The sequence below is a fragment of the Paenibacillus sp. JT22N1 genome, from assembly GCF_059692155.1.
In genome coordinates this window covers 176,860-190,721 of the sequence record NZ_JCAUAW010000015.1, presented here as the reverse complement: position 1 = coordinate 190,721, position 13,862 = coordinate 176,860, and the positions used below count along the sequence as shown (strand labels likewise).

Annotated in this window: 16 protein-coding genes; 4 read left to right on the top strand and 12 right to left on the bottom strand. The window is 47.4% G+C overall.

The genetic code is table 11. The features are described 5' to 3' along the window. The first annotated feature begins 16 nt into the window (after positions 1–16). Positions 17–673 (top strand): spore cortex-lytic enzyme, encoded by a 657-nt coding sequence (gene sleB / locus AC58UU_RS27215; RefSeq protein ID WP_497320328.1) that lies wholly within the window; start codon positions 17–19, stop codon positions 671–673. 131 nt (positions 674–804) lie between these two features. On the opposite strand, the gene AC58UU_RS27210 is transcribed toward sleB, so the two are convergent. Together AC58UU_RS27210 and AC58UU_RS27205 are read right to left on the bottom strand one after the other, a co-directional pair. Continuing rightward, positions 805–1,710 (bottom strand): cation diffusion facilitator family transporter, encoded by a 906-nt coding sequence (locus tag AC58UU_RS27210; RefSeq protein WP_497320327.1) that lies wholly within the window; start codon positions 1,708–1,710, stop codon positions 805–807. A gap of 126 nt (positions 1,711–1,836) precedes the next feature. Next, entirely contained in the window at positions 1,837–2,580 is a 744-nt protein-coding gene (locus AC58UU_RS27205) for an IclR family transcriptional regulator (protein ID WP_171694145.1), read from the bottom strand. 361 nt (positions 2,581–2,941) lie between these two features. Between AC58UU_RS27205 and AC58UU_RS27200 the strand changes: the two genes are divergently transcribed. After that, entirely contained in the window at positions 2,942–3,961 is a 1,020-nt protein-coding gene (locus tag AC58UU_RS27200) for an alpha/beta hydrolase (RefSeq protein WP_497320325.1), read from the top strand. A gap of 341 nt (positions 3,962–4,302) precedes the next feature. Here AC58UU_RS27200 and AC58UU_RS27195 read toward each other — a convergent pair whose 3' ends face one another. The 10 genes from AC58UU_RS27195 to AC58UU_RS27150 all read right to left on the bottom strand — a co-directional run bounded on the left by AC58UU_RS27195 (position 4,303) and on the right by AC58UU_RS27150 (position 12,127). Continuing rightward, positions 4,303–5,622, bottom strand: a complete 1,320-nt coding sequence (locus AC58UU_RS27195) for a deoxyguanosinetriphosphate triphosphohydrolase family protein (protein ID WP_497320323.1) — start codon at positions 5,620–5,622, stop codon at positions 4,303–4,305. A 308-nt stretch (positions 5,623–5,930) separates the two neighbouring features. Further along, positions 5,931–6,518 carry a GTP cyclohydrolase I FolE gene (folE, locus tag AC58UU_RS27190; RefSeq protein WP_056833970.1) on the bottom strand — a complete coding sequence of 196 codons (588 nt, stop codon included), beginning with the start codon at positions 6,516–6,518 and terminating at the stop codon, positions 5,931–5,933. Positions 6,519–6,545: 27 nt separating this feature from the next. After that, positions 6,546–7,124: a TetR/AcrR family transcriptional regulator gene (locus AC58UU_RS27185; RefSeq protein ID WP_497320322.1), complete on the bottom strand. Its 579-nt coding sequence runs from the start codon at positions 7,122–7,124 to the stop codon at positions 6,546–6,548. A gap of 145 nt (positions 7,125–7,269) precedes the next feature. Beyond that, on the bottom strand, positions 7,270–7,479 hold the full coding sequence (locus AC58UU_RS27180; RefSeq protein WP_036632513.1) for a YneF family protein: 210 nt from the start codon (positions 7,477–7,479) through the stop codon (positions 7,270–7,272). A 91-nt stretch (positions 7,480–7,570) separates the two neighbouring features. After that, entirely contained in the window at positions 7,571–8,602 is a 1,032-nt protein-coding gene (locus AC58UU_RS27175) for an HD-GYP domain-containing protein (protein ID WP_497320320.1), read from the bottom strand. Between the two features lie 31 nt (positions 8,603–8,633). Further along, positions 8,634–9,170, bottom strand: a complete 537-nt coding sequence (locus AC58UU_RS27170) for a methylated-DNA--[protein]-cysteine S-methyltransferase (RefSeq protein ID WP_497320318.1) — start codon at positions 9,168–9,170, stop codon at positions 8,634–8,636. Then, positions 9,167–10,363, bottom strand: a complete 1,197-nt coding sequence (queG, locus tag AC58UU_RS27165) for a tRNA epoxyqueuosine(34) reductase QueG (protein ID WP_497320316.1) — start codon at positions 10,361–10,363, stop codon at positions 9,167–9,169. Before queG ends, AC58UU_RS27170 begins: the two co-directional genes overlap by 4 nt. A 36-nt stretch (positions 10,364–10,399) precedes the next feature. Then, positions 10,400–10,999 (bottom strand): signal peptidase I, encoded by a 600-nt coding sequence (gene lepB, locus AC58UU_RS27160; protein WP_497320314.1) that lies wholly within the window; start codon positions 10,997–10,999, stop codon positions 10,400–10,402. Further along, positions 11,000–11,554, bottom strand: a complete 555-nt coding sequence (locus tag AC58UU_RS27155) for a DUF402 domain-containing protein (RefSeq protein WP_497320312.1) — start codon at positions 11,552–11,554, stop codon at positions 11,000–11,002. 141 nt (positions 11,555–11,695) lie between these two features. After that, the gene (locus AC58UU_RS27150) at positions 11,696–12,127 is read right to left on the bottom strand and encodes a GNAT family N-acetyltransferase (RefSeq protein WP_171641230.1); all 432 of its coding nucleotides are present in this window, start codon (positions 12,125–12,127) and stop codon (positions 11,696–11,698) included. 282 nt (positions 12,128–12,409) lie between these two features. On the opposite strand from AC58UU_RS27150, the gene yfhS reads away from it, so the two are divergent. Together yfhS and AC58UU_RS27140 are read left to right on the top strand one after the other, a co-directional pair. Continuing rightward, positions 12,410–12,616, top strand: coding sequence for a mother cell protein YfhS (gene yfhS / locus AC58UU_RS27145; RefSeq protein WP_047687546.1), 207 nt, complete (start codon positions 12,410–12,412; stop codon positions 12,614–12,616). Between the two features lie 84 nt (positions 12,617–12,700). Further along, positions 12,701–13,312 carry a superoxide dismutase gene (locus AC58UU_RS27140; RefSeq protein WP_029194504.1) on the top strand — a complete coding sequence of 204 codons (612 nt, stop codon included), beginning with the start codon at positions 12,701–12,703 and terminating at the stop codon, positions 13,310–13,312. The last annotated feature ends 550 nt before the right edge of the window (positions 13,313–13,862 follow it).

The window sequence follows — 13,862 nt, the reverse complement described above, 5'->3', positions numbered from 1 at the left end:
GAAAGGGGAGATGAAAATGAAGTTGATAAAAAAACTCGTCCTTGTCGTGCTGCTAGCTTCAATGGGATTAGGTTTTACCGTAAGCGAATGGAGCCAACCGGCTTCTGCTGCAACTACTTTGAAGCAAGGCAGTCAAAACGGTGATGTCTGGGACGCTCAGTTCCGACTCGAGACTTTAGGCTACTATCAGCAACCTGTGGATGGCAAATATGGTCCGGTTACGGCCGCTGCTGTTCGCAATTTTCAATATAATTATGGTCTAACCGTTGACGGCATGATTGGAGCGAAAACTTGGGAGGCTTTACGTAACTATTCGGTGAATCAAGCTGAATTGGATATGTTAGCGAAGGTGATTTACAGCGAGGCTCGCGGTGAATCCTATGAAGGACAAGTGGCCGTTGGGGCCGTAGTCATGAATCGTCTACAATCAAGTAAGTTCCCGAATTCAATCCAAGGCATTATATTTGAACCTGGGGCTTTTACAGCCGTTAGTGACGGCCAATACTGGTTGAAACCGGATTCGACAGCCTATATGGCAGCACAGGATGCTGTCCGGGGCTTAGACCCTACCCAGGGTGCCTTGTATTATTTTAATCCTAAAACTGCGACGAGCAAATGGATCTGGTCACGTCCGCAGACTGTGCGGATTGGGAATCATATTTTTGCTGGGTAATCAAAGAAAAAAAAGATGTAAGAGAAGCAAAGACCTCTATCGAAGCCGCTCCATGGTGAGCGACCTCGCGTAGAGGTGTTTTTACATAGAATGCGAATTCTTAGCTCAGGAGGTTAGATCAAGAGTTAAGATCAGTTACCGCCTGATTTAATTGACTCCTCATACCAAGGATTTAAATGAACCAACACCTCATCCACATCACTATGCGCTTCCTTGATCTTTTGCTTAATAAGGCGGCTAATGTCATGGCCTTCTTGGATGGTTAATTTGCCCGAAACAGCCAGTCTGGCGTCAACTAATATGTAATGACCGTGCTCGCGTGCTCGCAGGCGGTCGATCCGTTTGACCTCTGGTACAGATCGGATCAATGCCGCGTATTGTTCAATGTATGTCGTACTTACACTGCGCTCCATGAGAATGTCGAAAGATTCGCTGCCCATTTCGTACGCCAATTTCAGCACTAAAAAAGAAACGATGATACCAGCCACGGGGTCGCCATAAGCCAAAATATCATAGTTGTAGTGATCCCCGATTAAGGCCAGACCTATGCCGACCGAAGCCGCAATGGAAGCATATACATCGGCCAAATGGTCATAAGCAGTGGCTATTAATCCTTTGCTGTTGACCCTACTGCCGATACGTTTCGTGTAGACATAAAGAATTTGCTTCCAAACTAGCGAGATGATCGCCGCGATAAATGCAATAATATGCGCCTCTCCAGCGGGCTCAAATAGCGCATGAATAGAGTGGTAGCCCATGTAAATGGCTGCTCCACCTAAGATGATAGCGACAATGAAGGCTCCGAGCACCTCGGCTTTGCCATGCCCGTAAGGATGATCAATATCCGCTGGTTTGGAGGAAACGCGCATCGAGCTATAAGCAGTTGCGGTCGCAATGACATCTCCCGCGTTATGTATGCCGTCGGCGATAAGCACTTGGCTTTTGAAATTGAGGCCGACGATGATTTTGATGGCGGTCAGCACGATATTACTGGCAAGACTGATCCAGATCGCCAGCATCGAGGCTGTCTTATTCATTACTTGCCACTCCCTTCCCTCTTCTAGTATGACCTCCTAGAAGCAAAGCATCCGTCATCCTGACTACGGATGACGAGTAGGGCCGCGGCTTCGCGTCAGCACGAAGCCGCATAAAAGGACGATGCGCTATCGCAGCATCGTTCCCATACGTCGCGCCGCCTCCACAATGAGCGGCGCCTGCTCTTGCATCAGCTCCAGCGTGAGCCGGTTCGCTGGACCCGAGACCGCGAGGGCGGCGACAAGCCGGCCGCCGCGGTCCAGAACCGGTGCGGCCACAGCCGCCGCACCGGGTTCGCGCTCTTCGACGCTCGTGGCGAAGCCTGCGCGTCGGGTGTCGCTGAGCTGCTGCAGGAACGCAGTCTTATCTAGCCCAGTCGGCCAATCGGCCGAGGCTAGAAGCTGCTCCTGCAGCGCTGGCTCAGCGAAGGCGACGAGCACCTTGCTCGAGGCGCCGACGTATAGGGGCATTCGCGCCCCGACAGGGGCAACGCGGCGAATGGCGTGGTTGCTCTGTACGGCTTGGACGCGTACGCGCACCAGGCCGTCCTGTACGTAAAGCGAGATCGTCTCGCCGAGTTGATCGCGCAGTCGTTCCATTTCCGGCAGCAGAATGACGCCGGGGTCTCCCTCTTTGGAGAGGTTAGCGGACAACTCCCATAACCGATAACCGAGTCTGTATTTATCTGTCGAGCCATCACGCATGATGAAGCCTTTGCCTTCTAGGGATGCCAGAAGGCGGTGCACCGTGCTTTTGTGAAGCCCAGCACGACTTGCTATTTCGGTCAGCGTCAATTCCGACGCCCCCGTGAAACAAAGCATAATATCTAAAGCGCGCTCTACAGCACGCACCGTCAGCTTGCCATCTTCCATCGTTTTTCACCACTTTCATCCGTGTCAAAAAGTTTCACTATATGAAACTCAGTTATATTCAGTATAACGAAACTCGTGTAAACCGTAAAGGAGAGACTTTGGTCACCAAAGATCCCTATAGAGGAGAGACTTAGGTCAAGACCAAAGATCCCTATATATGGTCAAACGTCCGTTTTCTCATTGTTACAAGACGATTACAAAGGGCTTACAATTAGCGCAACCTCATTGACTTGTAAGCGCATTCAGAATAATATTAAGTTAATAGAACACTTATCTGAATATTTAAATAATTCATTCTCCCTTTAACCTCTAGCCCGCAGCAGCATAATCACACTAATTTTAATGGAGGGAGGGTACTACGATGTCAACAACATCTCTATCCCCTGGAACTGGTTCACTACAACCCACACTTGAGCAAGTGGTCACCCGACCGCTTTTGCGCAAAAAAAGGCTGGTTTTAACCATCCTCATTTCATTCCTAATCCTATGTACTTCTTTACTTCTTGGTTTTCACGCCTATATTGCTTGGACACTAGCTCGACCGCATATTGACCCGCTTCATTCGGATCCGATGAGGGCCGTTGGTCTTCCTTACAACAGTGTGACCTTCCCAAGTCTGAATGGTACGTCAAACCTAGACGGTTGGTTCATACCTGGCAAATCCGACAAAACCGTCATCTTCTCCCATGGTTATGGCGGCAATCGCGAAGAACTTTGGGTTCCCATTTACAATTTAGCCCGCGAACTTCATTTGCAAAACTATAATGTACTCATGTTCGACTATGGCTATGTGCACCCTAATAGTAAACGAATTATGACTGGCGGCATTCAAGAATCGCAAGAGTTGCTTGGCGCCATCCATTATATCAAGCAGGAATCCAGCGGTCCTATCTATATTTGGGGCTTCTCTATGGGAGCAGGAACAGCACTACAGACTGCTCTTCAAAGTGGCAACGATATTTCGGGGATGATTCTGGACAGCACTTTTTTGCTCAATCCAGATACACTCTATCATAATATGAAGCAAGTCGTTAATGTGCCAAAATTTCCATCTCTACCGCTTGTACGCTTATTCTTCCCTTTGCTCAATGGTGTAAGCTTGCAAGAAGTGCCTTACAACAAAGTAACCTCAACAGCTTATCCGATGCCGATTTTCTTCATCCATGGCACGGAAGATTACAAAGCACCCTATGGCATGGTAGAGGATATGTTCAAGCAGCAGAAAGACTCCAAATCCAAGCTGTGGATTATCCCAAAAGCGCAGCATGAGCTGCTTTACCGAGCAGAACCGAAAACGTATATGCGCCGAACGATGAATTTCCTTAACGGTATCACGACTATTCCTATGCAAGCTAACCTTGGTATTCCCTCCTCCCTATAAAATCGGCCCCTCGTGGGCCGATATTTTTTTGCCTCTAATCAACATTTCGGCAGCACCTAACTAGGTCTACTCACAACATCATGCAAAAAGTGCAGTAAATCATCGTCTATTCTTCATTTTGAGTAACAGTGATGCATTTTGTACATCAAATTCTTGCATCCTAGCCTAAAATGGGCCAGATTTCCCGATTTAGATGCACTTTTTGCATTTGTTCTCTTGAAATCGTCGAAATGGACTAAATTTACTGCACTCTTTACATCTTCCATATCTTTGAACATGGCGAGAATCCCATGCAAATGCTTTTATATCGCGCCTACTCGTTTTTGCATCGTTTTCCCCAACTAATCCATCTCATAAATCGAGCCGGATTTGCTCGCGAACAATTCGGCGTAGACTTTCTCCGCGTAGGCGTCGGTCATACCGGAAATGTAATCCGCGACGAAACGCGGCCAGCTCCATGTGGCATTACGGCGTTCATAGCTATCTATCCAGTCGGGAGGCATGATCCACTGCCCCTTCTCCTTGTCGATGAAGCTGTCCCACAGACGCTCGACGATGATCTCGCTGCGTTTTTGCAGGCGCAGCACGCGGAAGTCTTTGATCAGCGTTACCCACGCAAGCTTCTTGAGAATTTCCATCGTTCGCAGCAAATTCATATCCTCGGCTCCGTCTTTCACGAGCGCAACCTTTTTCCAACCTCGGTCAGGGTCATCCAGAATGTCCAGGCTACTTGCGAAAGAGCTCACCCAGCGGGCTTTCATCTCTCTACGCGTTCGTGATTCTTCCCCGTTGCACTCTGAGAAAATTTGCTCCCATTGCTCCAGGTAGTCCGACAGAACTTGCCTGACCATTTGCTCGATATTGACTTGCTCCCAGCCGAATTTATGCTTGTTGGGATCATTTAATATTTCCATGACCACATGACGAATCAGTCTTTGATCCTCAAAAAAGGTTGCATTCATTTGAATTTTGCCAGCACGAATTCCATCTTCAATATCATGGGTGGAGTACGCGATATCGTCGCATAAATCCATCAATTGTGCTTCTAAGGTCGAACAGCCCTCCGGCATGTTCCATTGCGAGCGCAGCTCACGAATGATTTCCCACTCCGAGGCATAGACACCCTTAAGTCGGCCTTCTTCCTCGATCAAAAATGGATACTTATTAATACCAAGAAGCACCGCGGCTGTAAGATCCAGGCCGCTTTCACTGCCTGCTCTTTTTTCTAGAAACATCAGGATGCGGAAATTTTGGGCGTTGCCTTCATATTTTAAGCCATGATCCCTCATCAGAATATGATTCAGAACCTCTTCCCCTTTATGCCCGAAAGGCGGGTGACCGAAGTCGTGAGCGATTGACGCACACTCGACGACAGTAGGATCAATGATCAAGCCAGGGTGCTCTCTTTTACTCAAAAAAGGATTCGTCCGTTCTAGCCGCTTCGCCACTTCTCTGGCGATTTGAGCAACTTCGAGCGAATGGGTCAGACGTGTTCGATAGTAATCACCTGATCCTGCGCCGAACACCTGCGACTTCCCCTGCAGCCGACGAAAGGTCGGAGATTGGATTAACCTCGCATAATCCCGCTCAAATTCATCCCGTTCTTCACTCAATTTAGAGGAACCAGCCTCACCTGGCCGATATTTTCGTATGTTGTTCATAAGCTTGCCTCCTCTAGTGCTGTTGCCGGACGCCCGGTATAGTTCTTATTCTCTTTGGTTCAATAAGCCACTCTGTATACCTCTGCCTGTTTCCTATCAGTTTATGCTACAGCATGTACGATAGTCACTTAGGGATCGTGTATTATGTAAGATAAACCTCTCTCGAGGTCCGAAAATCTTAAACTTTCTTATGTGGTAAAATAATACTATATCGACTACCTCGCAACAAGTCATGCCGCACTTTCTGAACCAAAAAAGGGATGATGCACAAGACTATTGTCTCCATGCACATCCCTCGTACGCATTGCTTATTTTAACAAAGACAGAAATTCAGCACGAAGTGTCGAGTCTGAGCGGAAAGAACCGCGAACAGCTGAGGTAATCGTTTGGCTCCCGTATTTCTTCACGCCTCTGGAGCACATACACATATGTTCTCCCTCCACCACAACCATGACGCCGTGCGGCTTCAGGACATCATCTAGAATGTCGGCGATCTCTGAAGTAATCCGCTCCTGCACCTGCAGCTTACGAGTGATCACATCAACCAGACGAGCAAATTTGCTAAGTCCAGCCACTTTTCCGCTAGGTAAGTACCCTACATGCACTTTCCCGAAAAAGGGCGCCATATGATGCTCACATTGACTGTAATAGATAATATCCTTAATAATAACCAACTCTTCGTGCTGTTCATCAAAAGTTACACCCATCACATCGCGTGGATTCGCCTCATAGCCCGAAAAAATTTCTTCATACATACGGGTTACGCGAGCAGGTGTGTCTAATAAGCCTTCCCGATCTACATCTTCGCCAATCAGCCTTAAAATCTCTCGGACATGCTGTTCAATCAGCTCCCGATTCTCAGCAACTCTTGTATTTTTGTAGTCAATGGACGCCATCTTTCTATCACTCCTCTTTCTTATCCTCTACCCCATACAAACGGTCAAAACCTTGATACTGTCGCGCAACGCTCTACTGTCTTTATGCGTTTTGGTGAGCAGCATCCCACCCTGCAGAAGGGATACTATCGGGGTCGCCAACTCCACGGGGGTTAATCCCTGCAGCAGCAGCTCGCCTCGTCTCTTACCTTCCTGCAAACAGGATTCTACTTCAGTTTCCAACTCATTGAAAAAGCGGCTCAACGGCTTACGCAGCTCCTCTGAGCTATCACTCAACTCCAAGGCCAGATTACCGAAGAAACAGCCTCTACGGCATTCATGCTCCTCACAAAAAGCCAGCATGCGTTCAAACAATGCCAGCACCCGCTGCTTCGGCGATAATTGCGCATTACCCAAACTAGGCTCCATCACAGATTGCCGCATCTCCTGCACCTTGCGCTCAATAACTTTCAAACCTAGTTCTTCTTTACTTTTAAAATGGTAGTAAAAATTGCTTTTGCATACACCGCTGCTCGTCAATATATCTTCCAGACCCGTTCCTTGAAAACCATGATCATGAAATAAATCCATGGCTGCTTCCATGATGCGGTCTTTGTTGCTAGCCATCGCTTGAGCCACCTCTGAATAGTACTGGTACGTCCTACTTTGAGCTACACTCAAAGATCCCTATAATTAGGAAGGGCTCGTGCTGCCCACCGTTCGTACGGTTAAACAGCAAAGCCCTTTTGAAGGGTTATTCTAACCCTACGTCTTATTTCCACTTTTGGTTTTTCATCATTTGCTGTGCTTTGTTTAGCTGCTGCTTGTTCATGTTGTAGCCCATTTGCTTGGCCATTTTTTGCAGCATTTCCGGATTGTTCTGCATGGATTCCAGCTGTCTTTTTAAATAGAATACGCCGATGAAGAACCCACCGACCAAGCCAACAATTAACGTGAGAATGGGAATCAGATAACTCCACATATTTTATACCCCCTGCATGTACAAATTGGTATCGATTGCTTGCCTTATCATATCATTTCTGTTCATCTTTTTACAAATGACTACCCTTTTATTACAGAACCTGTTCGATGAAAATGGTCGTATGCTTAGCCAGATCAATTTCTTTGATATCCAGCTCTTTATCCATTGTATTTTGCTTCACGATTCGCACAATCGGACGACTTGGCAGTCCTCTATGCTGTCCGACTACGACACCCGTCTCCCGATTGGACAATCGAACGGAAGCTCCCGTCGGATAGATCGAGACGATCTTCAGAAACTGAATCAAGACATCGCGATCAAGCTGGGTCTCCGCTACCGCCATCATATGCTCGCAAGCCTCATGCGGCAGCATACGACGCCCTAAGGAGACATCAAAGAGGAGATTATCATACATATTCGCGACAGCCGTAATTTTCGCATAAATATGAATATCTTCACTCATAAGTCCTCTTGGAACCCCTTTGCCGTTAAGCGTTTCATGATGCTGGAAGGCTACATGGGCAATGAGCAGGCTGAATTCACGCTTGTTCTTCAGAAGCTCGAAGCCGCGCCAGGTATGATGCTTCTTCATGTCGGGCGATTCATCATCGCAAACAAGCTCTACCTTACCCACATCATGCAGAAGCGCACCAATGGCGAGCTCCTTCAATTGGGTTCCATTGAATCCCATATTAATCCCAATGAGCACGGCCATCATACAGACATTCGTAGCATGGACATACATCTCGTTATCCTGCGTACGAATATCCGTCAACTGCACGAGGACATCGCGATTTTTCATGATCTCATCCAGCAGCGTATTAATCGAAATACTCATAGCACGCGAGTTAAATTCCTTACCTGACTGGATAGCCGCGAACGTTTGACCCATATGCTGCATAACGATACGTTTGGTTTCATCCGAAAGGATTTCCGGGATTTCAACATCCTCTAGGTTCGGGTCTTTGATGTAAATCATTGTGACTCCGATTCGGTTAAGCGTGTTAATCATAAACACCGTTAATTGCACATCTTCTGAAAGCAAAATAGCTCCATTGCTGGCAAATATCGTTCGGCCCAAAAATTGACCCGGCTCAACGGAATCCAAATGCACATATTTCATAGGATTCACTCCACGTTTTATTTATTAGTTATTAAGTATTCGGGTTTCGTTCCAAATCGAGCAAGAGCACTTTAATAGGGAGACCTCCACCGTAGCCAACAAGGTCGCCACTAGCGCCAATGATGCGATGACAGGGGATAATGACGGGAATTGGGTTTTTATTATTAGCTCCACCAACCGCTCTGACAGCTTTCGGCGAGCCTATGGCTTCTGCAATATGTTTATAGGAAGCTGTCCCTCCATATGGAATAGAAAGCAGTGCTGTCCAGACTTGTTTCTGAAATTCAGTTCCCTGTAAATCCAGTTCACCCTCAAAGCTTAAACGTTCTCTTCTAAAATACTGCTCCAACTGCTGCACAACCGGTTCGAGCCGTGAGGCATTCTCTTGCAGCTCATGCCTGCCAAACCAGCGGTTAGCCCATTGCTGCAGCTTCTCTCGGTTCTGTTCGTAGGTGCCGAAATCGACCTTGCAGAGTCCCTGTAAGGTCGATACAAGAACAAGAGGACCTATTGGAGAATTAACCTCCGTATAGGAGAGGACGGTCGCAGCTTGTGTTTGCTGTGTCATATCTGCTCTTTCTCCCCCTTATCAGCTGTTGAATGGCTTACAACGTCGAGCGCCTTCTCGATATCCTGCATAACAGCGGGTTCCTGCTCGGCTGCTCTTGCTTTATCGAGAGCAGCCGCCGAGTCTTCGCCGCCAATCCGCCCTAACGCCCACGCTGCAGTAGCCCTGATCTCAGGGCGCGGATCGGTCAGCAGCAGCTCTCTGAGGACGGGTACAGCTGTCCTGTCCTTGAAATTCCCGAGCGCGATAATCGCATTGCGCTGGATCGGCTTCTTGCCTCTCCAGGACGCTGCGATGCGCCCGTACTGTTCTTTGAAATCCTTGTTCGACATGGTCAGCAAGGGGATTAATAAAGGCTTGACCTTCTCTGGGTCAGGCTCGAGCTCGGAATGATGCGTCCAGTTCATCCCCTTGTTCTTCGGACAGACGATCTGGCAGGTATCACAGCCGTAGAGGCGGTTGCCGATTTTGAGCTTAAACTCGTCATCGACATAGCCCTTGGTCTGCGTGATGAAGGAGATGCAGCGGCTTGAGTTCAGCTGCCCTGGTCCGACCAGCGCTCCCGTCGGACAAGCATCGATACAAATCGTGCAGTCCCCGCACTGATCCATAATAGATGTATCGGATGTAAACGGTATATTCGTGATCATTTCGCCCAAATAAACCCACGATCCCCACTCGGGGGTGATGACGGCGCAGTTTTTGCCGGTCCAGCCGATCCCAGCCCGCTCGGCTACGGCGCGGTCGACGAGTGCACCGGTGTCGACCATGCTCATTAGCCTCGCGTCAGGTACGCGCTGCGCGATGAAAGCCTCCAGCTTCGCGAGCCTATCGCGAAGCACGTCGTGGTAGTCGCTCCCCCACGAGGAGCGCGAAATAATCCCCCGATAAGCCCCAGGCTCGGATCGGGGAGGGTTCGGCAGCTTCGACGGGTACGCAACAGCGATGGAGATGATCGACTGCGGCGCGTCGAAGCTTAAGCTTGGATGTACCCGCTTCTCGATATCCGGCTCCTCGAAGCCGGATTCAAACCCCTTCTCCCTATGGCGGAGAAGGATCTCTTTCAGTTCTGTGAACGGCTCCGCTGAAGTGAAGCCGATCTTATCAATACCGAGGGACGGCGCGGCTTCCAAGATCTCTTGTTGTAGCCTGCGCCAATCCGCATCTGTTCCTGTTGCTATGGAAACCGCCAACCCTCTCACCTCTCTCTTCTTTCGCGTCTGTTACATTTAAAGCTTCGTGACCATCGCGAATGGCCACAGCACATATTCGGCCCGGCCTTGAATCAGGCCGATCGGAACAGCCCCGAACCTGCGGCTGTCGCCACTTGCCGCCGCATGGCGGTTATCGCCCATCACGAAGACGTGGCCTTGCCCGACGCGTGTCGGTCCAAAGTCTCCGTCCTCGATGAGCGTATCTGTATATGGCTCCTCGATCTTGTCGCCGTTTACATAAAGAAAACCGGCTCGGCCCTGCACCTCGTCGCCCGCAATCGCGACAATCCTTTTAACCAAAAAAGGATGTGTCACTGTGACAAACTCCTCAGACTCTTTGAGAATGACAATTTCTCCGCGTTTGGGTGCTTTCAGGTACGTTATAGCCTTGTTCACGAACAACCACTCCCCCTCCTGCAAGGTGGGCTGCATAGAGTGACCTCGAACCGTGGAGAGATTGAATCCAAATTGATGTACGAGAATAACGACAAGAAGAGCTACAAGAATGGATTTCGTCCAATCCCATAGCTCATGGGTTAGGCTTTTAGCCTCATGATAGTTCTTAGGCTGAGAAGCTGTCTTATTCGATTCACTGCGTCCTACAAAGAAGCTCATTTATGCTCCTCCGTTCTTATACTTTTCCCACTGCTCGTAATAATACATAACCATATCATCTTGAAACGGCGGCTTGTCTGCGTTAACCAACGCGAGTAAAGCTGCAAGACCTTCCTTCACCTTCGTTTCCACAAGAGAAGAATAGTGATAATTCAGTTTATGGCGTTCATATTCATCTTGATCTACGATATGCACGGAACGATCCGGCATCCGAATAACATCAAGGTCGTAGTCAATATAAGTCAGTACTTGCTGGGTCACATACAGTGGAGATGCGACATTGCAGTAGTATCTAACACCTGTTTCTTCTATAAGTGCAACAATATTAAACCACATTTTAGGAATAAAAAAAGATACCCCTGGAATGCGGCTAACCCACTCCTTGCCGTCTGCTTCCTGAATCTTGGTCTGGCTGTTAATAAACACCATCATTTCTTGCTGCTGATGATCGGCATGAAGGATGTGCTGCGGTACTCGCCAATTCGTCAGCCACATCCGGTGAAGATGTCCATCATGTTTGAAGCTTTTTATCACATACGGCGCGAAGTTATCCATGTCCAAAGCTCCTCTATTCATAGCTGCCGAAAAGTTCCCATATTATATAGAAAAGCATATCTGACCCCCAATTGCAATGGCGGCACAGATATGCTTCCCTCGTTCCAAATCTATTCATTTCATGGACATCCGAACGATCAGTTAAACACTGACTTTCTTCACAATGCTGAGACGATGTGCGGTACGGGAAAAGTCCGATGTGCTGTAACCAGCAGACTCGTACACAGGCAGCACCATTTCATTATGGATATCTACCGTCACCATAATCTTCTTCACGTTCCGTTGAAGGAACCTTTGCTTCATTGCTTCGATCAAAGCTTTACCGATACCTTTGCGTTGATACTCTGTTGCAACTGCGATCCGATAGTAGTAGCCATTGTTGTTATCAATCGTACCGATAATCATGCCTACAACTTGCTCTTCTTCTTGAGCGATTAAAACAAGCTCTGTATCCCATGATAGCTGACGTGCGAAAGCTTCAATCGTTTCCTCATAGCAGGTTTCCGATAAAACATCCTGCAGAAGTGTCTTCACCGAAGAGGTATCACCAAGCTGAAATGAACGAACGTGCATACGGTTCTCTCCCAATTCCACTTTTATTTGTTAGGAATAATTTTTTTGGTAAAATAGTAAATACGACAAAAAAGTACGGAATCCTGCTAAAAATGTGTCAAAATTCACAAAAAACTTTGTTTTTTTCGATTTTCCTCTTGAAAGCGCTTAAATGCAAGCGTTTTCACCAAATTGTTTCAAATATTTAGCTTATATATTGTCTAAATGGTATCACCTCATGTATAAAAATCGTGCTAACGTCGGATTTTATAGAAGGATGTGCAAGGAATGGGAGGTGAATCTATGTCAAACAAAGATGATTCCGCGGCGTCATACCCACGAAATATACGTGATTTCCAGGAGTTAAGCTCAATGAAGCCTAGTGAATGGACGGAGATCGAACTCCAATATAATCACAGAGCAATGAGTGATTTATCCCCTTGGCTTAATGAACAAGGAACCCATATTCACAGTCAAATCATCCAGGAAATTGAGCGTCGCGGTGTCTGACTTAGTAAACATACATGTTGCTTTATTATCGAAATTCCTTCATAATGAAGTTGAAACTACATAATTTTAGGAGGTATTTATACAATGGCACATCAATTACCAGCTCTTCCGTACGCGAACAACGCACTTGAGCCACACATCGATGCAAAAACGATGGAAATTCACCACGATCGTCACCATAACGCCTATGTAACCAACCTGAATGCAGCTCTGGACAAACACCCTGCTCTGCATGACAAATCCTTAAACGACCTGATCGCTGACCTGAACAGCCTTCCTGAAGATATCCGTACAGCCGTACGCAACAATGGTGGCGGACACGCGAACCACTCCCTTTTCTGGGAAACTATCGGACCAGAAGCTGGCGGAGCACCTACTGGCGCTTTAGCAGCAGCTATCGAGAGCGAGCTTGGCGGCTTTGACAAGTTCAAAGCAGACTTCGCTGCAGCAGCTACAACACGTTTTGGCTCTGGCTGGGCTTTCCTAGCTGTTGACAAAGCTGGCAAATTGAAAGTATACAGCTTGCCTAACCAAGACAGCCCGATCATGGAAGGCGAAACGCCAGTCCTTGGTCTTGATGTATGGGAGCATGCTTACTACCTGAACTACCAAAACAAACGCCCTGACTACATCGCGGCTTTCTGGAACGTTGTGAACTGGAACGAAGTTGGCAAACGTTACGACGCTGCGAAGTAATATCTGTGCATAGTAAAAGCGACCCCGCGGGGTCGCTTTTTTTGCATGATGCGTAACACTATTAGCATAAGTGTGGCTATACTGAGTCATGAAGTTCATAGAACAAACTGGACTTCCATAGGCTGTGGTATTGAAATTTCCGTTGGATAAACTCCAATAAAACACCTAATCAGACTTTAGATATCCTACTTACATTGGAAAAATCCAATGGCATCTAAGATTTTCCATGAATATTAGCACTTGGAGGCAGTTCGATTGGAAATAATCCAATGGTAAATGTCATTGTTAGGCCTGAACGGGAAGAGGCTGACTCAAAGGTTAATAAATTAGAGAGCGGCCTCTATTTTGTTTCGATACGGAGCGAAATCTAACAGGAATTCCTCCAGTTATTTGGCGTTAATTGCTCTAAACGGTCATCTAACTGGAAAACCTCCCTCTAATTTAGGGGGAGAATCGCTATTCAGCGAGAAAACTCTGAAATAACGGGAGATTTTCCATGTAAACTAGATTTTTATGAAAAAACACCTAAATTAACGGTAGGTTTTCCATG

Excerpts from the sequence above, each read along its gene's own strand:
- sleB (WP_497320328.1), top strand. The coding sequence starts at position 17 with ATGAAGTTGATAAAAAAACTCGTCCTTGTCGTGCTGCTAGCTTCAATG.
- AC58UU_RS27210 (WP_497320327.1), bottom strand. The coding sequence starts at position 1,710 with ATGAATAAGACAGCCTCGATGCTGGCGATCTGGATCAGTCTTGCCAGT.
- AC58UU_RS27205 (WP_171694145.1), bottom strand. The coding sequence starts at position 2,580 with ATGGAAGATGGCAAGCTGACGGTGCGTGCTGTAGAGCGCGCTTTAGAT.
- AC58UU_RS27200 (WP_497320325.1), top strand. The coding sequence starts at position 2,942 with ATGTCAACAACATCTCTATCCCCTGGAACTGGTTCACTACAACCCACA.
- AC58UU_RS27195 (WP_497320323.1), bottom strand. The coding sequence starts at position 5,622 with ATGAACAACATACGAAAATATCGGCCAGGTGAGGCTGGTTCCTCTAAA.
- folE (WP_056833970.1), bottom strand. The coding sequence starts at position 6,518 with ATGGCGTCCATTGACTACAAAAATACAAGAGTTGCTGAGAATCGGGAG.
- AC58UU_RS27185 (WP_497320322.1), bottom strand. The coding sequence starts at position 7,124 with ATGGCTAGCAACAAAGACCGCATCATGGAAGCAGCCATGGATTTATTT.
- AC58UU_RS27180 (WP_036632513.1), bottom strand. The coding sequence starts at position 7,479 with ATGTGGAGTTATCTGATTCCCATTCTCACGTTAATTGTTGGCTTGGTC.
- AC58UU_RS27175 (WP_497320320.1), bottom strand. The coding sequence starts at position 8,602 with ATGAAATATGTGCATTTGGATTCCGTTGAGCCGGGTCAATTTTTGGGC.
- AC58UU_RS27170 (WP_497320318.1), bottom strand. The coding sequence starts at position 9,170 with ATGACACAGCAAACACAAGCTGCGACCGTCCTCTCCTATACGGAGGTT.
- lepB (WP_497320314.1), bottom strand. The coding sequence starts at position 10,999 with ATGAGCTTCTTTGTAGGACGCAGTGAATCGAATAAGACAGCTTCTCAG.
- AC58UU_RS27155 (WP_497320312.1), bottom strand. The coding sequence starts at position 11,554 with ATGGATAACTTCGCGCCGTATGTGATAAAAAGCTTCAAACATGATGGA.
- AC58UU_RS27150 (WP_171641230.1), bottom strand. The coding sequence starts at position 12,127 with ATGCACGTTCGTTCATTTCAGCTTGGTGATACCTCTTCGGTGAAGACA.
- yfhS (WP_047687546.1), top strand. The coding sequence starts at position 12,410 with ATGTCAAACAAAGATGATTCCGCGGCGTCATACCCACGAAATATACGT.
- AC58UU_RS27140 (WP_029194504.1), top strand. The coding sequence starts at position 12,701 with ATGGCACATCAATTACCAGCTCTTCCGTACGCGAACAACGCACTTGAG.